This is a genomic window from Pseudomonas sp. PL-6 (genome assembly GCF_054110165.1).
Genome location: NZ_CM134189.1, coordinates 1,347,863 through 1,371,702, shown reverse-complemented (window position 1 = coordinate 1,371,702; position 23,840 = coordinate 1,347,863). Strand labels below are relative to the sequence as shown.

Genomic DNA, 23,840 nt, shown 5'->3' with positions numbered 1-23,840 from the left:
AGCGCAGCAGATCGTAAACAGGTTCTGAGACAAATCATCAGACGTCATCAAAGCGTCACCGAACTGTCGTGAAATGCGAGGGTCGGCCAAAAGCCGGCCCTTTCGTTTTTTCGCCAGATCGAGACCACCATGACCGTCACCGAGCAGTTGAGCGCACTGGGGATCATCCTCGCTCACGGCGACCTCAACAGCCTGTTCCAGCCCATCGTCTCGCTGTCCGAGCAGCGCATCCTCGGCTACGAGGCGCTGACCCGCGGCCCCTCCAACAGCCCGCTGCACTCGCCGCTGACGCTGTTCGCCGTGGCCCGCCACGCCGGACGCCTGAGCGAGCTGGAGATGGCCTGCCGCAAGAGCGCCTGCCGGCGCTTCAGCGCCCAGGGCCTGGAGGGCAAGCTGTTTCTCAACGTCTCGCCGGAATCCCTGCTCGATCCCAGTCACCAGCCGGGGCGCACCCTGCAGCTGCTGCAGGCGTTCGGCATTCCGCCGAGCCAGGTGGTGATCGAGCTCACCGAACAGTCGCCCACCGAAGACTTCGCCCTGCTCGACAACGCCCTGCACCACTACCGCGCCATGGGCTTTTCCATCGCCCTCGACGACCTCGGCGCCGGCTACTCCAGCCTGCGCCTGTGGTCGGAACTGCGCCCGGACTACGTGAAGATCGACCGCCATTTCATCGACGGCATCCACCTGGACACGGTCAAGCGCGAGTTCGTCGGCTCCATCCTGAAAATGGCCGAAGCCTCGCGCGCCCAGGTGATCGCCGAAGGCATCGAACTGGCCGAGGAACTGGCCGTGCTGGCCGAGATGGGCGTCGATCTGGTGCAGGGCTACCTGCTCAGCCGCCCGCAGGAAAAGCCGCCGCGCGATGCCCGCCAGCTGCTGCCGCGCCTGCAGGGCGGCCAGGTCGGCCTGGGCGACGAAGGTCGCGACCTCGGCGCACTGCTGAACGAACAGCCGGCGGTCGACCAGCACACCGCCATCGCCGAGGTGCTGGAAGCCTTCCGCACCCAGGCCAACCTCAACTCCCTGGCAGTGCTCGACGAGCAGCGCCAACCGGTCGGCATCGTCCATCGCCATTCGCTCTCCGAAGCGCTGCTCAAGCCCTTCGCCACCGACCTGTTCGCGCGCAAGCCGATCAGTCGGCTGATGAGCCAGGACTTTCTCGCCGTGGAACTGGCGCAATCGCTGCAGAAGGTCAGCCGCCTGCTCACCAGCCGCGCGCGCCAGCGCATCGAGGAAGACTTCATCATCACCCAGAACGGCCGCTACCTCGGCCTGGGCCGGGTGATCGACGTGCTCAAGCTGATCACCGAACAGAAGCTGCAGCAGGCGCGCCACGCCAACCCGCTGACCCTGCTGCCGGGCAACGTGCCGATCCAGCAGTGCCTGACCCGCCTGCTGCAACAGGGGCGCACGGCGGCGATCTGCTACGTCGACATCGACAGCTTCAAGCCCTTCAACGACCTCTACGGCTACGCCAGGGGCGACGAGGTGCTGCTGTGCCTGGCGCAGTGCCTGAGCGAGCGGGTCGACCCGGCGCGCGACTTCGTCGGCCACATCGGCGGCGACGACTTCCTCCTGGTGCTCGGCTCGGCCGACTGGCGCGACAGGCTTGGCCGCCTGTTCGAGGATTTCCAGAGCCAGTGCCGGCGCTTCTACCGCGAAGAACACCTGCAGGCCGGCTGCTTCAGCGCGCACAATCGCCAGGGCCAACGCCAGGAATTCGCCCTGCTGTCGCTCTCCATCGGCGTGGTACGGCTGCAGGCCGAGGATTGCCCGAACCTGGACGCCGCGCAGCTGGCCGAACTGGCCTCGGAGGCCAAACGCCAGGCCAAGGCGGTGCCCGGCTACAGCCTGCATATCCTCGAGCGGCTATCGGCCTGAATCGCTCGCCTCGTCGGGCGCCGCATAGCGCTCGGCCAGCTCGGGATCGGCCGCCAAGCCGGGCGCGCCATAGCGGTACAGGCGGTGCAGACGAGCGGCAGCCAGCGGATGGCCGGCGGCGAATGCCAGCTCCCACCAGTGGGCCGCGGCCTGGCCGTCCGGAGCCTGGCGGGCATCGCCCTGCAGCGCCTGCACGCCCAACTGGTAAGCGGCCTTGCCGTCGCCGCCTTCGGCCGCCAGGCGCAGCAGGCGTAGCCCCTCCTCGCGCGCGCCGAGGCCCTGACCGCGAAACAGCAGGATATGCCCGTAGAAACTCTGCGCCGGCACGTCGCCCAGCTTGGCCTGGCGCGCGTACTGCCCCTGCAGCCACTGCCAGGCCCGCGGCTGGCGCAGCAGCCAGGGCCAGTGGAACAGACGCCGGGCCAGCCAGTAGCCCAGGCCTGCACGCAACCGCCAGAGCAGCCTAGACATCCGCGGGATAATCGAACTCGAACACCCGCACCACTTCGGCGGCATGCCAGGAAGCCGCGGCGACGCCGTCGGGGGCACCGCTGAAGCGCCCCAGGCGGGTGACGCAGTCGAAGAAACCGGTACGCGGCAGGCGACTGGCGCCCTGGCTGATCACCAGGGCGCTGCGCAGCGGGCGCTCGGCGCGGGCATCCAGCGCGGCCAGATGCTCCAGCGCGGCGGTGAGGGTCTGCATGGCCGGCGTGGGCAGCTCCAGGCGCTCGATCAGCGCCCGGTAGGTCAGCAGGTGGCGCTGACGGCGGGCGTCGTCCAGTTCGTCGAGCAGGGCCTGCCAGTGCTGGCGGCTGATGCGTACGCTCAAGACCAGCCCTCCAGCTCCAGCGCCCAGGCCAGCGCGCGCAGGATGGCGGCGTCGGGCTGACGCTCGCCGCGCTCGATCATGGCCAGGTAATGCGGGCTGATGCCCACGCTGCGCGCCAGCGCCTCGGCGCTCAGGCCCTTGGCCTCGCGCAGGGCCTGCAACTGCGCCAGCGCCGGCCGCGCGCCCTGGCTCGGCGCGACCACCTGAACCGGCTCGGCCTCGCCCTGACGCCCGGCCGCCTGCAGCAGCGCCTGATAGTCGGCCCAGGGCAGCACGGCGTACTCCGGCTCGCCGTCGCGGGCAATGATTTGCACTGTCATGACTCTCTCCGTTGGAAAGCAGCACCGACGACCTCGGCGCCTTCCTTGCGAGCGGCCATCTTAACAGGCGGCCGCCGCCAGGGGCGTGATCTATACTGCTTTGGCATTAGAGCCCACTGGGCGGGGGAGTTTCTTTTGCGCAGACTCTACGCATTGCTTTGCGGCCTGCTGGCGCTGCCCTGCACTGCCGACAACCTGCGCTGGGGTTATGGCCCGGCCGACGCCATGCCCTATGTGGGCGTGGAGCAGCAGCGCCTGCAGCGTGGCCTGGCCCACCGCCTCGGCCTGGAACTGGCACTGCGCCTGGATCTGCCGGTGGAATTCATCGAGACGCCGAACAACCGCCTGGAAACCTACCTGCAGCAGGGCCGCCTGCACCTGATCTGCAACGCGAACCCCGAGTGGGTCGGCGAGCCGCAACGCCTACACTGGTCGCCGCCGCTGTACGAGGAGGAAGACGTGCTGTTGCAGCACCGCGACACGGCGCCCTTGACCAGCCTGCAAAGCCTGCATGGCAAGGTGCTCGGCACCAGCCTCGGCTACGTCTACAGCGCGCCACTGATGGCAGCCTTCGCCGACCAGCGCATCCTGCGTCAGGACGTGCGCGACCTCGACACCAGCCTGCAGATGCTCGACAAGCAGCGCCTGGATGCGGTGATCGACATGCGCCGCAACCTGGCCTACAAGCTCGCCCAGCACCCGCAACTGCGCCTGGATTTCAGTCCCTGGGTGGTACAGCGCTATCAGGTGCACTGCGCCTACGGGCCGCACCTGCCGGTGGCGGCCGAACGCCTGGACGCGCTGCTGGTGGAGCTGCGCGACCAGGGCCGGATCGAGCAATGGCTGGAGGAGGCGCTCAGGAGCGCTGCGGACTCGCCGGAGGTAAGCGCTCGATAAGCGCCAGCTGCTCGGGCGTCTGCGCTGCCCGCCAGGCCTTGAAGGCGTCCAGCTCGCCGCGCCAGGTACGCAGCACCCAGGCCAACACGGCCAGGTCGTCGATGAAACCCAGCCCCACCAGCCAATCGGGTATGGCGTCCAGCGGGGAGAGGAAATACAGCAAGGCGGCCACCACCATCAGCAGCGCCTGGCTGCTGATCTGCCGGTAATCGCCCTTCAGCCAGGCCAGGCACAGCGCGCGCAACAGCCGCAGATCCTCGCGCAGCCCGGCGAAGCGGGCACCCTGCGGCGTGCGCTTGTCGCCCAGGGCGCGGAGCAGTTCCGGCAGGCGTCCCTCGCGCAGGAAACGCGCCGCCATGGGCAGGTAACGCGCCAGTTTCCACGGAGTTTTCATCGGTCCTCCTCGTAACCCAGGCGCCGCCTGGGCTTGCTCGGCTTATCCACCGAAGCTGTGGATAAACCTGTTAACAGGCGTTCGACAAGATTATCAAAGCCCCGTGGCATGCGGCCTGCGGACAGATCGGGTATTTTTTGCCCAGCCCACAAAATTCAATAAAATCAATCACTTGAAAATTGACTTGGTGAGCCTGTCGGTGTAACGGGGTCTTGTTAGGAATGCTTCCCATAATGTGCATAAGCGTAACACCTGCGACCGAACACAAGCCCCACAGGTCGATTTCTCGACCGTCAGAAACGGCAACGCCCCGTCGAGACGGGGCGCTGCGTCGAACTGCCGGGTGTTACTCCGCGGCAGCCTGTTCCTTGATGCCGATCAGCTCCAGATCGAACACCAGCACCGAGTTGGCCGGGATCGCCGGCGACGGGCTCTGCTCGCCGTAAGCCAGTTCGCTGGGGATGTACAGCTTGTACTTCTCGCCGACGTGCATCAGCTGCAGGCCTTCGACCCAACCCGGAATCACCCCGCCCACCGGCAGGTCGATGGGGCTGCCGCGCGCGACCGAGCTGTCGAACACGCTGCCGTCGGTCAGCTTGCCTTCGTAGTGCACGGTCACCACGTCGGTTGCCTTGGGCTGGGCACCGTCGGTCTTCTTCACCACTTCGTACTGCAGACCGGATTCGGTGGTGACCACGCCTTCGCGCTTGCCATTTTCCTCGAGGAACTTCTTGCCGGCTTCGGCCGCTTCCTTGTTCAGCGCCGCCATGCGCTCTTCGGCACGGGTCTGCAGGAAGGAGAAGGCCTCGATCATGTCCTCGTCCTTGATGCGCGGCTCTTTCTTCGCCAGCGCATCCTCGATGCCCTGGGCGACGGCGTTGGAGTCCAGATCGTCCATGCCTTCCTCGGACAGGCTGCGGCCCATGTTCAGGCCGATGCCGTAGGAGGCTTTCTGCGCCGGGGTCTTGAGTTCGACTTCGCTGGTTTGCGAATCGCAACCGGCGAGCACCAGGCCCACCAGGGCTACCGCCGCCGCCAAACGATGCTGTTTCATGCTTGTTCCTTGTAGATGCGCCCAAAGGCCGTCGTGTGAAAGCGCGAGCTTAGCAGTCCGCCGCGATCACTGGCTACGGCATAGGAGCCGAGCGATGCGCATAAGTTCAAGCAAACAAAGGAATTTTCTGATGTTTTCGGCGAATGCCGAATAGGCGTCACAGGAGGGGATGGAGCGAGGAGAAGAATGGCGCAGCGGACGGGACTCGAACCCGCGACCCCCGGCGTGACAGGCCGGTATTCTAACCGACTGAACTACCGCTGCGCGTAACTGCGAGATTGGTGGGTGATGACGGGATCGAACCGCCGACCCTCTGCTTGTAAGGCAGATGCTCTCCCGGCTGAGCTAATCACCCTTCACTCTCGAAGTGGGGCGCATTCTAGAGAGCGATCTGCACCTTGGCAAGCCCCGATGCAAAAAATTTCTATCGCTCCAGCAAGAACTTAGGCGAGACCCGGGAATTTTCCCGCTGGCCCGATGCCAGGGTTGGCCTGAGCCCGCGAGGGGAGAATAATGCGCGCTTTGCGCTGGCGGCCAGGCCGCGATCTCGCGACCACCCGCCCCCTTCCCGTCGCGGCGCGCCACCTGCAGCCCGGGCACCGCCCCGCGACCATCACGCCAATGGAGAGTCACCCACTCATGTGGTTTCGTAACCTGCTGGTCTATCGCCTCACCCAGGACATCCCCTTCGATGCCGACGCGCTGGAAAGCGCGCTGGCGAGCAAGCCGGCGCGTCCCTGCGCCAGCCAGGAGCTGACCACCTACGGCTTCAGCGCGCCCTTCGGCAAGGGCGCCGACGCGCCGCTGGTGCATGTCAGCGGCGACTTCCTGCTGATCGGCACGCGCAAGGAAGAACGCATCCTGCCCGGCTCGGTGGTGCGCGACGCGCTGAAGGAGAAGGTCGACGAGATCGAGAACAGCCAGATGCGCAAGGTGTACAAGAAGGAGCGCGATCAGTTGAAAGACGAGATCGTCCAGGCCTTCCTGCCACGCGCCTTTATCCGCAAGTCCGGTACCTTCGCCGCCATCGCGCCGAAGCAGGGCCTGATCCTGGTCGACAGCGCCAGCGCCAAGAAGGCCGAAGACCTGCTCTCCACCCTGCGTGAGGCCATCGGTTCCCTGCCGGTGCGCCCGCTGTCGGTGAAGATCGCGCCGACCGCCACCCTCACCGACTGGTTGAAGACGCAGAAGGCCGCCGAGGGCTTCTACGTGCTCGACGAGTGCGAGCTGCGCGACACCCACGAGGACGGCGGCGTGGTGCGCTGCAAGCGCCAGGATCTGGCCAGCGAGGAGATCCAGCTGCACCTGTCCACCGGCAAGCAGGTCACCCAGCTGTCGCTGGCCTGGCAGGACAAGCTGTCGTTCGTGCTCGACGACAAGCTGGTGATCAAGCGCCTGCGCTTCGAGGACATCCTCCAGGAGCAGGCCGAACAGGACGGCGGCGAAGACGCCCTGGCGCAGCAGGACGCCAGCTTTACCCTGATGATGATGACCCTGGTGGAGTTCCTCCCCGAGCTGTTCAGCGCCCTCGGCGGCGAAGAGATTCCCCAGGGGATCTGAGCCGCGGCGTCTGCGGCTGAAGCCGCTCCCACAGGGTGGACCGCGGGCCGCACCCTACCTGGGCAAACTCAGGGTCACCCGCAGGCCGCCCTCGCGCAGGTTGCGCAGGCTCAGTTCGCCGCCGTGGCTGTGGGCGATATTGCGCGCGATGCCCAGGCCCAGGCCGTAGCCCTGCTGCTGCCCGGCCAGGCGGAAATGCGGCTCGAACACCTGCTCCAGGCGCTGTTCCGGCACCCCCGGGCCTTCGTCGTCGACGTGCAGGACGAAGGCCTGGCCGTCGTCCTCGATCTGCAGGTGGGCGCGCTCGCCGTATTTCAGTGCGTTGTCCACCAGGTTGCCGATGCAGCGCTTGAGCGCCAGCGGCTTGCCCGGATAGGGCGCCAGCGCGCTGCCGGCGAGCGTGACCCGACCGTTACCCAGGTAGGGCTCGACCACCCCGTGCAGCAGGTGATTGAGGTCGACCGGCTCGATGTTCTCGTGGATGTCGGTGTCCTTGACGCACTGCAGCGCGCCCTTGACCAGCATCTCCAGCTCGTCCAGGTCGCGGCCGAACTTGGCCTGCAGCACCTCGTCGTCGAGCAGCTCGACGCGCAGGCGCAGGCGGGTGATCGGCGTGCGCAAATCGTGGGAGATGGCGCTGAACAGCTGGCTGCGCTCGTTGAGGTAACGGCCGATGCGCTCGCGCATGGCGTTGAAGGCGCGGCTGACCTCGACCACCTCGCTGCCGCCAGCCTCGGCCAGCGGCTCGACCTCGCTGCCCAGCGACATTTCCCGCGCCGCCCGCGCCAGGCGTTTGAGCGGACGGCTCTGCCAGTGCACCAGAATGCCGATGAACAGCAGCAGAAAACTGCTGGTGAGGATGATGAACCACAGCTGCTGCGCCGGCAGGCCCTGCTGCTCCAGGCCGACATAGGGCTCGGGCAGCAAGGACGCCAGGTACAGCCATTCGCCCTCGGCGATCCGGATCTGCGTCACCAGTACCGGCGGATTGAGCGGCTCCAGGCTCAGCGCGTAGTGCGCCCAAGAACGCGGCAGCTCGTCGAGTTTCAGGCCGCTGTTGAAGATACGCAGGTCCTCCGGGCTGACGAACTGCAGGGAGATGTCCAGGCCGCTGCCCAGACGCTCGCGCAGGGTGGCCTCGACCGCCTCGAGCACCGCGCGCTTGCGCGGCGTCGGCGGCAGCACCTGCATCTGCAGCGGCTTGTCGTTGAGCGAGACGAAGAAGCGCGTGCCGCCCATGTTGCGCAACTGATCGAGCACCAGCGGCCGGTAGCCGATCGGCAGCGAGCGGAAGTAGCTGACGCTGGCGGCCATCGACTGCGCCAGGCTGCGCGCGCTGGTGAGCAGGCCCTCCATCTGGCTGGCGCGCAACTGCGAGACCCAGATGAAACTGGACAACGCCTGCGCCAGCAGCACCACCAGCAGGGTCAGCAGCAGCATGCGCCCGAGCAGCGAGCGCGGCACCGGCAACCAGCGCCGCCAGCTAGCCATGCTGCGCCGTCACCTGGGCCGCCAGCAGGTAGCCGCTGCCGCGCACGGTGCGGATCAGCCGCGGCGGCTTGTCGGTGTCGCGCAGGCGCTGGCGCAGACGGCTGACCGCCATGTCGACGATGCGCTCGAGCGGCATCACCTCGCGGCCGCGGGTGGCGTTGCCGATGGTGTCGCGATCGAGGATCTGCTGCGGGTGATCGAGAAACAGCTTGAGCAGGGCGAAGTCGGCGCCAGAGAGGATCACCTCCTCGCCATCGGCATGGAACAGGCGGTGGCTGACCATGTCCAGGCGCCACTGGTCGAAGGCCAGCACCTCGCCGCCCGCCACCTGGCTGAACTGCGCGCGACGCAGCAGCGCCTTGATCCGCGCCTGCAGCTCGCGCGGGCTGAACGGCTTGCCCAGGTAGTCGTCGGCGCCCAACTCCAGGCCGATCACCCGGTCGGCCTCGTCGGAGCTGGCGGTGAGCATGATGATCGGCACCAGGGCGAAACGCTGGTGCTCTCGCACCCAGCGGCACAGGCTGAAGCCGTCCTCGTCGGGCAGCATCACGTCGAGAATCACCAGGTCGGCCGGCTCGGCGCACAGCGCCTGGCGAAAGCCTGCGCCGTCGCAGGCGGCGCGCACGGCGAAGCCGGCGCGGCTCAAGTAGGTTTGCAGCAGGTCGCGAATCTCCGCGTCGTCATCGACCAGGAGAATGGATTTTCCGGGCTGGCTCATGGTCCGCCACCTTTTTTGTTATGCCTCTGTAGCGCGGATGAAATCCGGGCTACGGGACTGGCTCATCTCGCCACTTTGATTGTTCTGCACGGATCTTGGTACGCATGGCCTAGGCGGCCCCGCACACCCTACCCCGCTGCCTGCTGCAACGCCACGCCGGCACCCATCAGGCCGGGGTATTCGGCGGTCACCAGCCAGGCCGGGATGCCGTCGAAGTAATGGCTCATGCAGCCCTTGTCGCGCAGCGCCGCGGCGAAGCCGCTGGCCAGGAACAGCTCGGCGAAACGCGGCACCACGCCGCCGACCACATAGACCCCGCCACGCGCGCCGAGGCTGAGCACCAGGTTGCCGGCGGCGCGACCGAGCCAGACGCTGAACTGCTCGATCACCGCGCCGGCCAGCGCATCGCCGGCCAGCGCCGCCGCCGTCACCTCGGCCGGCGAGGCCAGGCGCGGCTCGGCGCCGTCCAGCTGACACAGCGCCCGGTACAGCAGCAGCAGGCCGCCGCCGCTGAGCACGTCCTCGGCGCGCACATGGCCGAGCTGGCGATACAGCAGCTGCCACAGCTCGGCCTCGCGCGGCGTGGCGATCGGCAGGTCGACGTGCCCACCCTCCCCCGGCAGCGCCTGCCAGCCGCCGCCGGCCGTGGCCAGCAGGGTGCCGACGCCGAGGCCGGTGCCGGGGCCGATCACCACGCAGGGGCGCCCGGCCTGCGCCTGGCCGGGGCAGATCGGCCGACGCTCGTCCTCGCGCAGGCGGGTCATGCCCAGGGCCATGGCGGAGAAGTCGTTGATCAGCAGCAGCTCGCGCACCTGCAAGTCGCGGCAGAACGCGCTGCGACTGAGGCGCCAGTGGTTGTTGGTGAAGCGGAACTCATCGCCGCCGACCGGCCCGGCGCAGGCCAGGCACACCGAGTCCACCGCGCCCAGCGGCAGCTCCAGGCCCTGCAGGTAGGCGCGAATGGCCGCCTCGGGGGTCGGATAATCGGCGGTGGCCAGCACCCGCACGCTATCGAGCTGCGCGTCGCGCCACAGGGCGAAGCGCGCGTTGGTGCCGCCGATATCGCCTACCAGCGCCAGCTTCACGTCAGCGACTCCAGGCTGGCGGTGAAGGCGCTGGCGCCCTGCTCGGCGCTGCTGAAGTTGTGCCGCATAAAGGCGAACAGCTCGCGCCCGCAGCCCGCTGCCGGCGCCGGCGCAGCGGCCAGTTCGCGCGCCGCCAGCTCGGCCGCGTCGACCTTCAGCAGCAGGTCGCCGCTGTGGCCGTCGAGGCGAATGATGTCGCCGTCGCGCACCCGCGCCAGCGGGCCGCCGTCGAAGGCCTCGGGACAGACATGAATGGCCGCCGGGATCTTGCCCGAGGCGCCGGACATGCGCCCGTCGGTGACCAGCGCCACCTTGAAGCCGCGGTCCTGCAGCACGCCGAGATAGGGGGTCATCTTGTGCAGCTCGGGCATGCCGTTGCTGCGCGGGCCCTGGAAACGCACCACGGCGACGAAATCGCGCTCCAGCTGGCCGGCCTTGAACGCCTCGACCAGCTCCAGCTGATCCTCGAACACCAGCGCCGGCGCCTCCACCAGCTGATGCTCGGGGGCCACCGCGGAGACCTTCATCACCCCGCGGCCGAGGTTGCCCTGCATCAGGCGCAGGCCGCCCTCCGGCGAGAAGGGCCGCGCCACCGGGCGCAGCACGCTCTCCTCCAGGCTCTTGCTGGGGCCGTCGCGCCAGACCAGCTGGCCGTCGTCGAGGAAGGGCTCGCGGGTGTAGCGCGACAGGCCGCGGCCGGCCACGGTGTTGACCTCCTCGTGCAGCAGGCCGGCCGCGAGCAGCTCGCGAATCAGCAGGGCCATGCCGCCGGCGGCCTGGAAGTGGTTGATGTCGGCCTTGCCGTTGGGATAGACGTGGGCCAGGGTCGGCACCACCTCGGAGAGCTCGGCCATGTCCTGCCAGGTCAGCAGGATGCCGGCGGCGCGGGCGATGGCCGGCATATGCAAGGTATGGTTGGTCGAACCGCCGGTGGCGTGCAGGGCGACGATGGAGTTGACCAGGCAGCGCTCGTCGACGATCTCGCCGATCGGCATGAACTGGCCGCTCTGTTTGGTCAGGCGGGTGACCTGGCGCGCCGCCTCGCGGGTCAGCGCCTCGCGCAGCGGCGTACCGGGGTTGATGAAGGAGGCGCCCGGCAGGTGCAGGCCCATCACCTCCATCAGCAGCTGGTTGGTGTTGGCGGTGCCGTAGAAGGTGCAGGTGCCCGGGCCGTGGTAGGCGGCCATCTCCGCCGCCAGCAGCTCGTCGCGGCTGGCCTTGCCCTCGGCGTAGCGCTGGCGCACGTCGGCCTTTTCCTTGTTGGACAGGCCCGAGGTCATGGGACCGGCCGGCACGAACAGCGACGGCAGGTGGCCGAAGCGCAGCGCCCCCATCAGCAGGCCGGGGACGATCTTGTCGCACACGCCCAGGTAGAGCGCGGCGTCGAACATGTTGTGCGACAGCGCCACGGCGGTGGACATGGCGATCACCTCGCGGCTGGCGATGCCCAGCTCCATGCCCGGCTCGCCCTGGGTGACGCCGTCGCACATGGCCGGCACGCCGCCGGCGAACTGGCCCACCGAGCCGAGCTCGCGCAGGGCCTGCTTGATCTGCTCGGGAAACTGCTCGTAGGGCTGGTGCGCCGAGAGCATGTCGTTGTAAGCAGAAACTATGGCCACGTTGGCCGCGTCCATCAGGCGCAGGGTCTGCTTGTCGTGGCCGCTGCAACCGGCCACGCCATGGGCGAAATTGGCGCACTGCAGCTTGCCGCGCTGCGGCCCTTCGCTGGCAGCCGCGCGGATCATCGCCAGGTAACGCTGGCGGGTGGCGCGGCTGCGCTCGATCAGGCGGTCGGTGACTTCAACAACGCGGGGATGCATGGGGGTCTCCAGGCTAGCAGCTAGCGTCTGCTTGTAGTTTTAACAAAATACTGCCATTAAAAAGGCTTGATTTCTAGTCTCATGCGAATAATCTTGTAATTCCAACAACAAAATCACGAGAACTCTCACCATGCCCCTGCGAATCGCCATCAATGGTTTTGGCCGTATCGGCCGCAACGTACTGCGCGCACTCTATACCCAGGATTATCGCCAGCATTTGCAGGTGGTGGCGATCAACGATCTGGGCGACAGCGCCATGAACGCCCACTTGCTGCGCCACGACAGCGTACACGGCCCCTTCGCCGGCGAGGTGGTGGCCGATGGCGAGAGCCTGTGGGTCAACGGCGACCGCATCGCCGTCAGCGCCATCCGCAACCCGGCCGAACTGCCCTGGAAAGCCCACCAGGTGGACGTGGTGTTCGAATGCACCGGGCTGTTCACCGAGCGCGACAAGGCCGCCGCCCATCTCGCCGCCGGTGCGCGCAAGGTGCTGATCTCGGCGCCGGCCAAGGGCGCCGATGCCACCCTGGTGTACGGGGTCAACGAAGACGTGCTGACGCCGGCCATGCAGATCCTCTCCAACGCCTCCTGCACCACCAACTGCCTGGCGCCGGTGGCCCAGGTGCTGCACCGCGAGCTGGGCATCGAGCAGGGGCTGATGACCACCATCCACGCCTACACCAACGACCAGAACCTCTCCGACGTCTACCACAGCGACCCCTACCGCGCCCGCTCGGCCACCCAGTCGATGATCCCGACCAAGACCGGCGCCGCCGAAGCGGTCGGCCTGGTGCTGCCGGAGCTGGCCGGCAAGCTCACCGGCATGGCCGTCAGGGTGCCGGTGATCAACGTGTCGCTGGTTGACCTGACCCTGCAGCTCAAGCGCGAGACCAGCGCCGAGGAGGTCAACGCCCTGCTCAAGGCCGCCAGCGAACAGTCGTCGGTGCTGGGCTACAACAGCCTGCCGCTGGTGTCCTGCGACTTCAACCACAACCCGCTGTCGTCGATCTTCGACGCCAACCACACCAAGGCCAGCGGCAAGCTGCTCAAGGTGATGGCCTGGTACGACAACGAATGGGGCTTCTCCAACCGCATGCTGGACAACTGCCGGGCCCTGGCGCGGCTGATGTGACCGAGGAATGTTGATGAGCCGTATCAGCTTCACCAGCGCCAGCCTGCCGGCGCGCAAACGCATCGCCCTGGTGGCCCACGACCACTGCAAGGGCTTTCTCCTCGACTGGTGCGAACGCCAGCGCGACAAGCTGGCGCATCACGAGCTGCTCGCCACCGGCACCACCGGCCTGCTGCTGAGCAAGCGCCTGGGGCTGCCGGTGGAAAGCATGATCAGCGGCCCGCTGGGCGGCGACCAGCAGCTCGGCGCGCGCATCGCCGAGCAGCGCGTGGACATCCTGGTGTTCTTCTGGGACCCCTTCGAGCCGCAGCCGCACGACCCGGACATCAAGGCGCTGCTGCGGGTCGCCGCGGTGTGGAACATCCCGGTGGCGTGCAACGAGAGCAGCGCCGACTACCTGCTCAGCAGCAGCCTGCTGGAGCAGCAGCACGAGTACCGCATTCCCGACTACCAGGCCTATCTGGCCGGGCGCGGTTGAAGCGAACGCGCACCGCAACGGACTAGAAATCCACCCGCCCCCGCCCCGCCTTGATCGCCCCGCGCTTGCTCTTGCCCTCCAGGCGGCGCTGCTTAGAGCCCAGGGTCGGCTTGGTCGGGCGGCGCTTCTTCTCGGTCTTGCCGGCGCTGCGGATCAGCTCGGCCAGACGCTCGAGGGCATCGGCGCGGTTCTGCTCCTGGGTGCGGTACTGCTGCGCCTTGATGATCACCACCCCGTCCGCGGTGATGCGGTTGTCGGCCAGCGCCAGCAGGCGCTCCTTGTAGAACGGCGGCAAGGACGAGGCCTGGCTGTCGAAGCGCAGGTGCACGGCGCTGGACACCTTGTTGACGTTCTGCCCGCCAGCGCCCTGGGCGCGAATGGCGCTCAGCTCGATTTCCTCGAGCGGCAGGTGGACGGCGTTGGAGACGATCAGCATGGCTTGGATCCGTGAGGTTCAGGCCGCCAGGATAGCCGCTGACGCTGTAACCTTTGCTTGAAATTTCTCCGCGGCATTCGGCCACGGCCTCGGCTAACGTAGCGACCTGCCCTCACGCGAGCTCAACTGATGGATTCGATCACCCAAGCCGTACTCGGCGCCAGCATCCAGGGCGCCCTGCTCGGCCGCTGGCAGGGGCGCAAGGCGCTGCTGTACGGCGCCATGCTCGGCACCCTGCCAGATCTCGACGTGGTCATCGACTACGGCGATGCCGTGGCGGACATGACCTACCACCGCGGTTTCAGCCATTCGCTGTTCGTCCTCAGCGGCCTGGCCCTGCTGTTGACCTGGCTGGTCAGACGTTTTCGGCCTCACCCCGGCTATTCGGGGCGGCGCCTGCTGCTCACCGTTTGGCTGATTCTGTTCACCCACCCCGTGCTGGACGCCTTCACCAGCTACGGCACCCAGCTGTTCTGGCCGCTGATGCCGATTCCCACCGCCTGGTCCAGCCTGTTCATCATCGACCCGCTGTATACCCTGCCAATGCTGGTTGCGGTCGTGGTCGGCCTGTTCAACGGCTTGCGCGAACAGGCCTGGCGGGTGCCGGCCGTGGCCCTGGCGCTGTCCACGCTCTATATCGGTTTCAGCCTGGCCGGCAAATACATGGCCGAGCAGCGGGTGGAGGCCGAACTGGCGCGCCAGGGCATCGTCGCCGAGCAGCTGTTCATCACCCCGACGCCGCTCAACAGCCTGCTGTGGCGGGTCATAGTGCTGGACGGCGAGCACTACCACGAAGCCCTGGTCGGCTGGTTCGACGACGCTCCGCCGCAGCTGCAGCGCCTGCCGCGCGGCACACAGCTGCGCGAGCAGTTGCTCGACTCGCCCGCGCACCGGCGCCTGGCCTGGTTCACCGACGGCGTGCTGCGCTACGACCAGATCGGCGACCGCCTGATCGTCACCGACCTGCGTCTGGGCATGACCGGCTTCCACCCCTTCCGCTTCGACTTCGCCCGCCTGCAGGACGGCCAGTGGCAGGTGCACCGGCACATCGAGCGGCTGCCCTTCGAGCGCGGCGAACCCGAGCACCTGCTGGTGCTGCTCAAGCGCATCTGGCAGCCGCAGCTGCCCGTTCCGCTACTGGCCTGGGCCGGCGAACTGGAGAAACCCCTGCTAAGTGAGACGGGCTCGCGCTAACATCGAGCCCTCTTCATCAAGGCAGGATGCCTGCGATGCTGTTCCGCCGTTTCGAGTCGCTGATCGACGCCTTCAAACCCAGCCCGGACGTGCAGCCGCCCGCCGGGCTGGTGCGCTTCTACCTGCACTACCTGCGCCAGGTCTGGCCGCTGATGCTGGCCCTGTTGGTGATGGGCTTCTTCGCCGCGGTGATCGAGGTGGCGCTGTTCGAGTTCCTCGGCCGCCTGATCGACATGGCACAGCGCACGCCGAGCGCCGAGTTCTTCCAGCAGTACCGCGGCGAGCTGCTGTGGATGCTGCTGGTGGCGCTGATCCTGCGTCCGCTGGTGTTCGGCCTGCACGATCTGCTGGCCAACCAGGCGGTCAACCCGGGGCTGACCAACCTGATCCGCTGGCAGAACCACCGCTACGTGCTCAAGCAGAGCCTGAGCTTCTTCCAGAACGACTTCGCCGGGCGTATCGCCCAACGCATCATGCAGACAGGGCCGAGCCTGCGCGAGTCGGCCATGCAGCTGGTCGACGCGCTGTGGTTCGTGGTGGTCTACGCCGGCAGCGCGCTGTACCTGTTCGCCGCCGCGGATGTGCGTCTGATCCTGCCGCTGCTGGCCTGGATCGTCGGCTACTGCCTGCTGCTGCGCCATTTCGTGCCGCGCATCAAGCAGCGCTCGGCCGCCGCCTCGGCGGCGCGCTCGAAGGTCATGGGCCGGGTGGTGGACGGCTACAGCAACGTGATGACGCTCAAGCTGTTCGCCCACACCCGCGAGGAGGAAGGCTACGCCCGCGAGGCCATGCAGGAGCTGCTGGACAAGGTGCACCAGCAGACCCGCACCGTGACCCTGCTCGACGTCAGCATCACCAGCCTCAACGGCGTGCTGATCGTCGCCACCGGCGCCCTGGCGCTGTGGCTGTGGAGCCTGGGGTCGATCAGCACCGGCGCCATCGCCCTGGCGCTGGGCCTGGTGCTGCGCATCAACAACATGGCCGAGTGGGTGATGTGGGTGGTCAACGGCATCTTCGAGAACGTCGGCACGGTGCAGGACGGCATGCACACCATAGTCCAGCCGCGCCAGGTGCTCGACCGGGAGGGCGCCCAGCCGCTGCGGGTGGAGCGCGGCGAGGTACGTTTCGAGGACATCCACTTCCACTACGGCAAGGTCGGCGGGGTGATCGCCGGGCTCAGCCTGAACGTGCGCGCCGGCGAGAAGATCGGCCTGGTCGGGCCCTCCGGCGCCGGCAAGTCGACCCTGGTCAACCTGCTGCTGCGCCTGTACGACCTGGAGAGCGGACGCATCCTGGTGGACGGCCAGGACATCGCCGCGGTGAGCCAGGAGAGCCTGCGTGCGCAGATCGGCATGGTCACCCAGGACACCGCCCTGCTGCACCGCTCGATCCGCGACAACCTGCGCTACGGCCGCCCGGACGCCAGCGAGGCGCAGCTGCTGGAGGCGGCGCGCAAGGCCCGCGCCGACGCCTTCATTCCGCAGCTGGACGACGGCCAGGGCGGCCGCGGCATGGACGCCCAGGTCGGCGAGCGCGGGGTCAAGCTGTCCGGCGGTCAGCGCCAGCGCATCGCCATCGCCCGCGTGCTGCTCAAGGACGCGCCGATCCTGGTGCTGGACGAAGCCACCTCGGCGCTGGATTCGGAAGTCGAGGCGGCGATCCAGGACAGCCTGGACGAGCTGATGCAGGGCAAGACGGTGATCGCCATCGCCCATCGCCTGTCGACCATCGCGCGCATGGATCGCCTGGTGGTGATCGACCAGGGGCGCATCGTCGAGAGCGGCAGCCACGCCGAGCTGGTCGCCCGCGGCGGCCTGTATGCGCGCCTGTGGCAGCACCAGACCGGCGGCTTCGTCGGGGTGGATTGACCCCGTGGGAGTGGCTTGAGCCGCGACTCGCCGCTAAAGCGCCGCCCACAGCATGGCATTTCTGCCCGGTTACTCCGCCGCCGGCTTCTTGCGCTTGAGCGGCGCCAGGCCGTCCTCGCTGACCAGCGCCGAGGGTTTGCCGGCCGGGCGCGGGCCGGACTTGCGCTTGGGCGCGGCCTTCTTGGCGTCCTTGTCGGTCTTTTTCTTCTTGCTGCCGGCTGCCTTGCCCGAGGCCTTGAGGTTCTTCGGCCCCTGGTAGCTGCCCTTGAGCTCCTTGACGGTGCGCCGCTCGAAACGCTGCTTGAGGTAGCGCTCGATGCTCGACATCAGGTTCCAGTCGCCGTGGCAGATCAGCGAAATCGCCAGCCCTTCGCCGCCGGCGCGGCCGGTGCGGCCGATGCGGTGCACATACTCGTCGCCGGAGCGCGGCATGTCGAAGTTGATCACCAGGTCCAGACCGTCGACGTCCAGGCCGCGGGCGGCCACGTCGGTGGCCACCAGCACCTTGACCGCGCCCTGGCGCAGGCGCTCGATGGCCAGCTTGCGGTCCTTCTGGTCCTTCTCGCCGTGCAGCACGAAGGCCTTGACCCCGGCCGCCACCAGCTTGCCGTAGAGGCGGTCGGCCTGCACCCGGGTGTTGGTGAAGACGATGGCCTTGTCATAGGTCTCGTTGGCCAGCAGCCAGTCGACCAGCTGTTCCTTGTGATGGTTGTGGTCGGCGGTGATGATCTGCTGGCGAGTGCCCTCGTTGAGCTGGCTGACGCTGTTGAGCATCAGGTGCTGCGGCGCCTTGAGCACCTTGGCGACCATCTCGCGCAGGCCATTGCCGCCGGTGGTGGCGGAAAACAGCAGGGTCTGGTGCGGCCCGCAGGCTTCGGCCAGGCGCTGGGCGTCCTCGGCGAAGCCCATGTCGAGCATGCGGTCGGCCTCGTCGAACACCAGCACCTCGACCTCGTTCAGCGGCAGGTTGCCGGCGTTGGCGTGTTCGATCAGGCGCCCCGGCGTGCCGATCAGGATGTCGATCTTGCGCATCATCGCGGCTTGCACCTTGAAGTCCTCGCCGCCGGTGACCAGGCCGGCCTTGAGGAAGGTGAACTGGGCGAAGCGCTCGACTTCCTTCAGCGTCTGCTGGGCCAGCTCGCGGGTCGGCAGCAGGATCAGCGCCCGGATGCTCACGCGCTGCTGCGAGTTGCCATCACCGAGCAGGCGGTTGAGCAACGGCAGGACGAAGGCGGCGGTCTTGCCGCTGCCGGTCTGGGCGATCACCCGCAGATCCTTGCCCTCCAGCGCAGGCGGAATCGCTGCCGCCTGCACCGGGGTGGGCTCGACGAAATTAAGCTCGGCCACGGCTTTCAGCAGGCGTTCATGCAGGGCGAATTGGGCAAACACGGGGGCACTACCTCGAAAAATCGACAAAACGGTGCATAGCCTAACGGTTTCCGCCGCCGCGGCCGAATTTCTTTGCAACGCGGCCCCGCCGAGGTTGCGAACCCATGCCATGGGGATGGTCTAATTGGCCCCTTCCCGAGCATCGACAGGTAGTTTTCGCCCATGGATACGGATCAGCTGCTGAGCCAGGCCGAGCAACTCTGGAACCACTTCGACCAGTACCCCTGGCTGGGCGCCATCACCGGCCTGCTGGTACTGCTGCTGGTGGCGCTGCTGGCCGGACGCCTGGCGCGCTTTCTGATCCTGCATGCGAGCAAGCTGCTGGCGCGCCAGCCGGCGCTGTTCTGGCTGGAGGACCTGCGCCACAACAAGGTGTTCAACCGCCTGGCGCAGATGGTGCCGTCGCTGCTGGTGCAGTTCGGCCTGGTGCTGGTGCCGGAGCTGAGCGACAAGGCCGAGCACTTCCTGCGCAACCTGGCCCTGGCCTTCACCCTGCTGTCGCTGACCCTGGCCCTCAGCGCCCTGCTCAACGCCCTGCTCGACCTCTACGCACGCACCCCGCACGCGCGCACCCGCTCGATCAAGGGCTACGTGCAGCTGGCCAAGATGCTGCTGTACGTGTTCGCCGCCATCGTCATAGTCGCCACCCTGATCGACCGCTCGCCGCTGCTGCTGCTGTCCGGCCTCGGCGCGATGTCGGCGGTGATCCTGCTGGTGTACAAGGACACCCTGCTGTCCTTCGTCGCCGGCGTGCAGCTGACCAGCAACGACTCGCTGCGCGTCGGCGACTGGATCGAGATGCCCCAGGTCGGCGCCGACGGCGACGTGGTGGACATCAGCCTGCACACGGTCAAGGTGCAGAACTTCGACAAGACCATCGTCTCCATTCCCACCTGGCGACTGATGGCCGAGTCGTTCAAGAACTGGCGCGGCATGACCCAGGCCGGCGGCAGGCGGATCAAGCGCAGCCTGCACCTGGACGCCGGCCTGGTGCGTTTTCTCGACGCCACCGAGGAGCAGCGCCTGGCCGGCGTGCGCCTGCTCACCGATTATCTCGGCCACAAGCAGGCCGAACTGCGCCAGTGGAACGCCGAGCACAAGGCCGAGAACGGCCCCTCGGCCAACCGCCGACGCATGACCAATATCGGTACCTTCCGCGCCTACGCCGAGGCCTACCTGAAGAGCCACCCGCAGATCCGCCAGGACATGACCTGCATGGTGCGCCAGCTGCAACCCGGCGCCGAAGGCATCCCGCTGGAGATCTACTGCTTCACCGGCACCACCAACTGGCTGGAATACGAACGCATCCAGAGCGACATCTTCGACTACCTGCTGGCCTTGCTGCCGGAGTTCGACCTGGCGCTGTACCAGCAGCCGGCCGGCAACGACCTGCGCCAGGGCCTGCAGGCGCTGAGTCAAAGACTGCCGTCACAATCGCCGCCGACGCCGGAAGCTTGAACCGCCCCGGCCGCGGCGGTCTAATCGGCACACCCCTTTGCTGGAGCTCCGCCCATGCCTGCCATACCCCGAACTCCCCTCGCGCTCGGCCTCAGCCTGCTGCTGGTCGCCTCGCCACTGCTGGCCAGCCCGCCGCCTGGAAAGGGCAAGCACGGCGGCGGCCATGACGAGGTGCAGATCGACCTGCGCGGCCCGACCGTGGATATCGGCCAGGTGCGCATCGTGCTCGGCGACAACCGCCAGCTGATCGGCCCGACCTCCGCCCTGCCGCCCGGCATCGCCAAGAACCTGGCCCGCGGCAAGCCGCTGCCGCCGGGCATCGCCAAGAACTTCGACAGCCGTCTGTCGGCGCGCCTGCCCTATTACGAGGGTTACGAGTGGAAACAGGTGGGCCGCGACGTGGTGCTGGTGGCAATCGCCACCGGGATCGTCTATGAGGTATTGAGGAACGTGCTGGACTAAACCAGAGCCCCGGGCGCCGCCGACCAGCGGTCGCGGCGCCCGCCGAACTTGTCGCCTACGCATCGCTCCAACGCTAAGACGCTTTATTGCGGAGGCATGATGAACCCCTCGCTGATCTACCACGTCACCTCAAGCCTCGATGGCTATATCGCCCGCCCCGATGGTCGCCTCGACTGGTTCGAAGCCCAGCGCCAACCGGACGAGGAATACAGCTTCCAGTACTTCTACTCCAGCATTGACGCCCTGCTGATGGGCCGCGGCACCTACGAGGCGCTGCTCAAGCGCGGTGGGCCCTGGCCCTATCCGGGCAAGCCCTGCGTAGTGCTAACCCGCTCCCAGTTGCCGCGTGCGGCGACCGAGGTTCAGCTGACCCACTGCACGCCGGGGCAGGCCGTGGCGGCGCTGAAGGAAGCCAAGTTCCAGCGCATCTGGCTGGTCGGCGGCAGCTCCCTGGCGGGCACCTGCTACACCGCCGGCCTGCTCGACGAGGTGGTGATCAACCTGGTACCGCACCTGCTCGGCGCCGGCATTCCGCTGCTGGCCAGCGGCATGGAGCGCAGCCTGGTGCTGAGCGACCAGCGGCGCTTCAACAGCGGCACGGTGCAGCTGCACTACCAGGTGAAGAAGCAGGCCAGCCAGCCGACGCAGATTCCCATGCCGCGCAACAGCGCCGCCTGATCAGTGCCCGCGCTGCTGCTTGCGCAGCAGCCGGGCGCTATCCCAACCGACCAGCAGCACCGCCAGCCAGATCGGCAGGTAGGTCAGCCATTGCCCGGCATCGAAGGACTCGCCGAGCACCAGCAGGGCCACGCCGAACAGCAGCACCGGCTCGACGTAACTGAGAATGCCGAACAGCCCCAGCGGCAGCAGGCGGCTGGAAGCCATCATTGCGGCGAAGGCCAGGGTGCCGATCAGCGCCATGCCGGGCACCAGCAGCCAGAGCGCGGCCCGCTCCTCGAAGGCGCCCACCGGGGCGTAAGCGACGATCAGCCAGATCGCCAAGGGCGCCAGCATCAGCATCTCCAGCACGAAGCCCGACAGCGCGTCCAGGCGCATCCAGCGGCGCAGCATGAAATACGGCGGATAGCCCAGCGCGGTGACCAGGGTCAGCCAGGAGAACGCCTGGCTGCGCCACAGTTCGTGCAGCACGCCGAGCACGGCGCAGGCCACCGCCAGTTGCTGCAGCGGGCGCAGGCGTTCGTCGTAGAACAGCCGCCCGGCCAGGACCATGGCCAACGGCAGGAGGAAGTAGCCCAGCGACACCTCGAGCATGCGCCCGGCCAATGGCGCCCAGAGAAACAGCCCCCACTGCACGCCGATCAGCACCGCCGCCAGCGGCCAGGCGGCCAGCAGCAACGGCTCGCGGCGCAGGCGGGCGAAGGTCTCGCGCAGCAGCGCCCCCTGGCGGGTCAGCAGCACCAGCAACAGCACCAGCGGAATCGACCAGAGCACGCGCTGGGCGAAGATCTGGATGCCGTCCAGCGGCGCCAGCAGTTGCACGTAACCGGGCAGCACGGCGAACAGCAGCGAGGCGCCCACCGACAGCGCCACCCCACGCCCGGACAGGTGCATCAGGCCACCCTGCCCTGCAGTAGCCGCGTCCGGCCGAGGCCGGCCAGCGGCAGCGAGGCGACGATCACCGCACCGCCCAGGGCCAGGCGCAGCAGATCGGCGTCATGGTTCCAGATCAGCAGATTGACCAGCAAGCCGGCCGGCACCAGCGCATTGTTCATCACCGCCAGGGTGCCGCCGTCGACCAGGCTGGCGCCCTGGTTCCACCAGTACAGCCCCAGGCCCGAGGCCACCACGCCGAGCCAGGCGAGCACACTCCACTGCAGCAGCGTGCTCGGCAGGCGCTCGGCATTGCCCAGCAGCAGAAAGGCCGGCAACGCCACCAGCAGCGCACCCAGGTAGAAGAAGCCGAAACGCCGGTACTGCGGCTCGCTCGAGGGGTGGCGCAACAGCAGGTGCTTGTACAGCACCTGGCCGGCGGCGAAGGTGAAGTTGGCCAGTTGCAGCAGCAGGAAGCCGAGCAGGAACCCCTGGCTGACGCCGTCGTAGCGGATGATCCCGGCGCCCAGCACCGCCACCAGCGCGGCGAGCAGCGCCCAGGGGTTGAAGCGGCGATTGAGGGCGTCCTCGATCAGGGTCACGTGCAGCGGCGTGAGGATGGTGAACAGCAGCACCTCGGGCACCGTCAGCAGGTTGAAGCTCAGGTACAGACAGACATAGGTGACGCCGAACTGCAACGCGCCGATCAGCAGCATGCCGCGCACGAAGGCCGGCGCCTGGCCGCGCCAGCGGGTCAGCGGCACGAACAGCAGCCCGGCGATGAGGATGCGGCTGAGCACGGCGAAGTAGCTGTCGACCGCCCCGGCCAGGTACTCGCCGATCAGGCTGAAGGAGAAGGCCCACAGCAGGGTCACAATCAGCAGGTAGCGCACGGCGAGCTCCAGGCAACTAAGGCGGCGACCTTAGCGCGTTCGCCAGTGCCGGACAATCCGTCGCAGCGGCTTGGGCCGCGAACAGGGTGGACTGCGGTCGCAATCCGGGAGGCTCCGCGTGAATGTCTCCGGTTTTGCCCCGGATCAGACGAAAAAGCCGGCCCGCACCCTCGGGCACCGGCCGGCGAACGCGCCCGGATGCGGGCGCTCAGGAGAGTGGAGTCGCGCTCAGGCCACGGCCGCCAGCTTGGCCTTGGCCTGGGCCAGCCCCTTGGCACTGAACTCGCTGCCCAGGTTCAGGCCTTCGGCGTGGATGAATTGCACCTCGTGGATGCCGATGAAGGCCAGCGCCTGGCGCAGGTAGGGTTCCTGGTGATCCAGGCCGCTGCCGGCGTAGATGCCGCCGCGGGCGGTGAGGACGAAGGCGCGCTTGCCACTGAGCAGGCCCTGCGGGCCGGTTTCGCTGTACTTGAAGGTGACCCCGGCGCGCAGCACGTGGTCCAGCCAGGCTTTCAGGGTGCTGGGGATGGCGAAGTTGTACATGGGCGCGGCCAGCACCAGCACGTCGGCGGCCAGCAGCTCGTCGGTGAGCTGGTTGGAGCGTGCCAGCGCGGCCTTCTCCGCCTCGCTCTGCTGCTCGGTCGGGGTCATCCAGCCGCCCAGCAGGGTGGCGTCCAGGTGCGGCACCGGCTCGGCGGCCAGGTCGCGTACCTGGATCTGGTCGGCGGGATGGGCGGCCTGCCAGTTGGCGATGAACTGCTGGGTCAGCTCGCGGGACACCGAGCCTTGTTGACGGGCGCTGCTTTCGATAACCAGAACACGGGACATGTTTGAGACTCCATCGAGGTGGGTAGAGATCGATGGAGCAGAGATTAGAGTCGCAACTATCGATTAAAAAGCGCAAATATCCGCTTACATATATCGACA

24 protein-coding genes and 2 tRNA genes are annotated in these 23,840 nt (G+C 67.6%); 10 read left to right on the top strand and 16 right to left on the bottom strand.

Going from position 1 to position 23,840, the window contains the following annotated elements:
- The first annotated feature begins 129 nt into the window (after positions 1-129).
- The gene (locus ACW9UL_RS06290; RefSeq protein ID WP_457789538.1) at positions 130-1,884 is read left to right on the top strand and encodes a bifunctional diguanylate cyclase/phosphodiesterase; all 1,755 of its coding nucleotides are present in this window, start codon (positions 130-132) and stop codon (positions 1,882-1,884) included.
- On the opposite strand, the gene ACW9UL_RS06285 is transcribed toward ACW9UL_RS06290, so the two are convergent.
- From ACW9UL_RS06285 to ACW9UL_RS06275, 3 genes are read right to left on the bottom strand one after another with little or no spacing between them, the layout of a single operon-like run.
- Complete coding sequence (locus ACW9UL_RS06285; protein ID WP_457789536.1) at positions 1,873-2,355, bottom strand: SEL1-like repeat protein; 483 nt, start codon at positions 2,353-2,355, stop codon at positions 1,873-1,875. The genes ACW9UL_RS06290 and ACW9UL_RS06285 overlap by 12 nt on opposite strands.
- Positions 2,348-2,713 carry a hypothetical protein gene (locus tag ACW9UL_RS06280; RefSeq protein WP_122107526.1) on the bottom strand — a complete coding sequence of 122 codons (366 nt, stop codon included), beginning with the start codon at positions 2,711-2,713 and terminating at the stop codon, positions 2,348-2,350. The genes ACW9UL_RS06285 and ACW9UL_RS06280 overlap by 8 nt, the downstream gene beginning before the upstream one ends.
- The gene (locus tag ACW9UL_RS06275) at positions 2,710-3,033 is read right to left on the bottom strand and encodes a helix-turn-helix domain-containing protein (protein WP_457789534.1); all 324 of its coding nucleotides are present in this window, start codon (positions 3,031-3,033) and stop codon (positions 2,710-2,712) included. The genes ACW9UL_RS06280 and ACW9UL_RS06275 overlap by 4 nt, the downstream gene beginning before the upstream one ends.
- 135 nt (positions 3,034-3,168) lie before the next feature.
- On the opposite strand from ACW9UL_RS06275, the gene ACW9UL_RS06270 reads away from it, so the two are divergent.
- Positions 3,169-3,930, top strand: coding sequence for a substrate-binding periplasmic protein (locus tag ACW9UL_RS06270; RefSeq protein WP_457789532.1), 762 nt, complete (start codon positions 3,169-3,171; stop codon positions 3,928-3,930).
- Here the strand turns inward: ACW9UL_RS06270 and ACW9UL_RS06265 are convergent.
- The 4 genes from ACW9UL_RS06265 to ACW9UL_RS06250 all read right to left on the bottom strand — a co-directional run bounded on the left by ACW9UL_RS06265 (position 3,890) and on the right by ACW9UL_RS06250 (position 5,733).
- A complete protein-coding gene (locus ACW9UL_RS06265; protein WP_021443524.1) occupies positions 3,890-4,324 on the bottom strand; it encodes a YkvA family protein in 435 nt (144 codons plus the stop codon). The genes ACW9UL_RS06270 and ACW9UL_RS06265 overlap by 41 nt on opposite strands.
- A gap of 346 nt (positions 4,325-4,670) precedes the next feature.
- Entirely contained in the window at positions 4,671-5,378 is a 708-nt protein-coding gene (locus ACW9UL_RS06260; RefSeq protein ID WP_021443525.1) for an FKBP-type peptidyl-prolyl cis-trans isomerase, read from the bottom strand.
- Positions 5,379-5,565: 187 nt separating this feature from the next.
- A tRNA-Asp gene (locus tag ACW9UL_RS06255) sits at positions 5,566-5,642 on the bottom strand.
- Between the two features lie 15 nt (positions 5,643-5,657).
- A tRNA-Val gene (locus tag ACW9UL_RS06250) sits at positions 5,658-5,733 on the bottom strand.
- Positions 5,734-6,017: 284 nt separating this feature from the next.
- Between ACW9UL_RS06250 and rdgC the strand changes: the two genes are divergently transcribed.
- The gene (gene rdgC / locus ACW9UL_RS06245; protein WP_457789530.1) at positions 6,018-6,938 is read left to right on the top strand and encodes a recombination-associated protein RdgC; all 921 of its coding nucleotides are present in this window, start codon (positions 6,018-6,020) and stop codon (positions 6,936-6,938) included.
- A gap of 54 nt (positions 6,939-6,992) precedes the next feature.
- Here rdgC and ACW9UL_RS06240 read toward each other — a convergent pair whose 3' ends face one another.
- From ACW9UL_RS06240 to edd, 4 genes are all read right to left on the bottom strand, one after another.
- Positions 6,993-8,402, bottom strand: a complete 1,410-nt coding sequence (locus ACW9UL_RS06240) for an ATP-binding protein (RefSeq protein WP_218567624.1) — start codon at positions 8,400-8,402, stop codon at positions 6,993-6,995.
- Positions 8,403-8,421: 19 nt separating this feature from the next.
- The gene (locus tag ACW9UL_RS06235) at positions 8,422-9,147 is read right to left on the bottom strand and encodes a response regulator (RefSeq protein WP_021443528.1); all 726 of its coding nucleotides are present in this window, start codon (positions 9,145-9,147) and stop codon (positions 8,422-8,424) included.
- Between the two features lie 128 nt (positions 9,148-9,275).
- A complete protein-coding gene (locus ACW9UL_RS06230; RefSeq protein ID WP_122107531.1) occupies positions 9,276-10,232 on the bottom strand; it encodes a glucokinase in 957 nt (318 codons plus the stop codon).
- The gene (gene edd, locus ACW9UL_RS06225) at positions 10,229-12,052 is read right to left on the bottom strand and encodes a phosphogluconate dehydratase (RefSeq protein ID WP_122107532.1); all 1,824 of its coding nucleotides are present in this window, start codon (positions 12,050-12,052) and stop codon (positions 10,229-10,231) included. The genes ACW9UL_RS06230 and edd overlap by 4 nt, the downstream gene beginning before the upstream one ends.
- Before the next feature lie 130 nt (positions 12,053-12,182).
- Here edd and gap point away from each other — a divergent pair, with 130 nt between their 5' ends.
- Together gap and ACW9UL_RS06215 are read left to right on the top strand one after the other, a co-directional pair.
- Positions 12,183-13,184 carry a type I glyceraldehyde-3-phosphate dehydrogenase gene (gene gap / locus ACW9UL_RS06220; protein ID WP_457789527.1) on the top strand — a complete coding sequence of 334 codons (1,002 nt, stop codon included), beginning with the start codon at positions 12,183-12,185 and terminating at the stop codon, positions 13,182-13,184.
- Between the two features lie 13 nt (positions 13,185-13,197).
- Positions 13,198-13,662 carry a methylglyoxal synthase gene (locus ACW9UL_RS06215; RefSeq protein WP_397496323.1) on the top strand — a complete coding sequence of 155 codons (465 nt, stop codon included), beginning with the start codon at positions 13,198-13,200 and terminating at the stop codon, positions 13,660-13,662.
- Positions 13,663-13,684: 22 nt separating this feature from the next.
- On the opposite strand, the gene arfB is transcribed toward ACW9UL_RS06215, so the two are convergent.
- Positions 13,685-14,098, bottom strand: a complete 414-nt coding sequence (arfB, locus tag ACW9UL_RS06210) for an alternative ribosome rescue aminoacyl-tRNA hydrolase ArfB (protein ID WP_457789525.1) — start codon at positions 14,096-14,098, stop codon at positions 13,685-13,687.
- Positions 14,099-14,227: 129 nt separating this feature from the next.
- Here arfB and ACW9UL_RS06205 point away from each other — a divergent pair, with 129 nt between their 5' ends.
- Positions 14,228-15,292 (top strand): metal-dependent hydrolase, encoded by a 1,065-nt coding sequence (locus tag ACW9UL_RS06205; RefSeq protein ID WP_457789523.1) that lies wholly within the window; start codon positions 14,228-14,230, stop codon positions 15,290-15,292.
- Between the two features lie 35 nt (positions 15,293-15,327).
- Positions 15,328-17,160 carry an ABC transporter ATP-binding protein gene (locus ACW9UL_RS06200; protein WP_457789521.1) on the top strand — a complete coding sequence of 611 codons (1,833 nt, stop codon included), beginning with the start codon at positions 15,328-15,330 and terminating at the stop codon, positions 17,158-17,160.
- 69 nt (positions 17,161-17,229) lie between these two features.
- Here ACW9UL_RS06200 and ACW9UL_RS06195 read toward each other — a convergent pair whose 3' ends face one another.
- Positions 17,230-18,570, bottom strand: coding sequence for a DEAD/DEAH box helicase (locus ACW9UL_RS06195; protein ID WP_178082529.1), 1,341 nt, complete (start codon positions 18,568-18,570; stop codon positions 17,230-17,232).
- Between the two features lie 141 nt (positions 18,571-18,711).
- Here ACW9UL_RS06195 and ACW9UL_RS06190 point away from each other — a divergent pair, with 141 nt between their 5' ends.
- The 3 genes from ACW9UL_RS06190 (at position 18,712) to ACW9UL_RS06180 (ending at position 21,147) form a co-directional block, all read left to right on the top strand.
- Entirely contained in the window at positions 18,712-20,007 is a 1,296-nt protein-coding gene (locus tag ACW9UL_RS06190) for a mechanosensitive ion channel family protein (protein WP_457789519.1), read from the top strand.
- Between the two features lie 54 nt (positions 20,008-20,061).
- On the top strand, positions 20,062-20,469 hold the full coding sequence (locus tag ACW9UL_RS06185; RefSeq protein ID WP_457789517.1) for an anti-virulence regulator CigR family protein: 408 nt from the start codon (positions 20,062-20,064) through the stop codon (positions 20,467-20,469).
- Between the two features lie 99 nt (positions 20,470-20,568).
- Positions 20,569-21,147: a dihydrofolate reductase family protein gene (locus ACW9UL_RS06180; protein WP_457789515.1), complete on the top strand. Its 579-nt coding sequence runs from the start codon at positions 20,569-20,571 to the stop codon at positions 21,145-21,147.
- Here the strand turns inward: ACW9UL_RS06180 and rarD are convergent, their stop codons facing one another.
- The 3 genes from rarD to ACW9UL_RS06165 form a co-directional block, all read right to left on the bottom strand.
- Positions 21,148-22,041 (bottom strand): EamA family transporter RarD, encoded by an 894-nt coding sequence (rarD, locus tag ACW9UL_RS06175; RefSeq protein WP_457789514.1) that lies wholly within the window; start codon positions 22,039-22,041, stop codon positions 21,148-21,150.
- Positions 22,041-22,913, bottom strand: coding sequence for a carboxylate/amino acid/amine transporter (locus tag ACW9UL_RS06170; protein ID WP_457789513.1), 873 nt, complete (start codon positions 22,911-22,913; stop codon positions 22,041-22,043). The genes rarD and ACW9UL_RS06170 overlap by 1 nt, the downstream gene beginning before the upstream one ends.
- A 228-nt stretch (positions 22,914-23,141) precedes the next feature.
- Entirely contained in the window at positions 23,142-23,741 is a 600-nt protein-coding gene (locus ACW9UL_RS06165; RefSeq protein ID WP_122107540.1) for an FMN-dependent NADH-azoreductase, read from the bottom strand.
- Between the last annotated feature and the right edge of the window lie 99 nt (positions 23,742-23,840).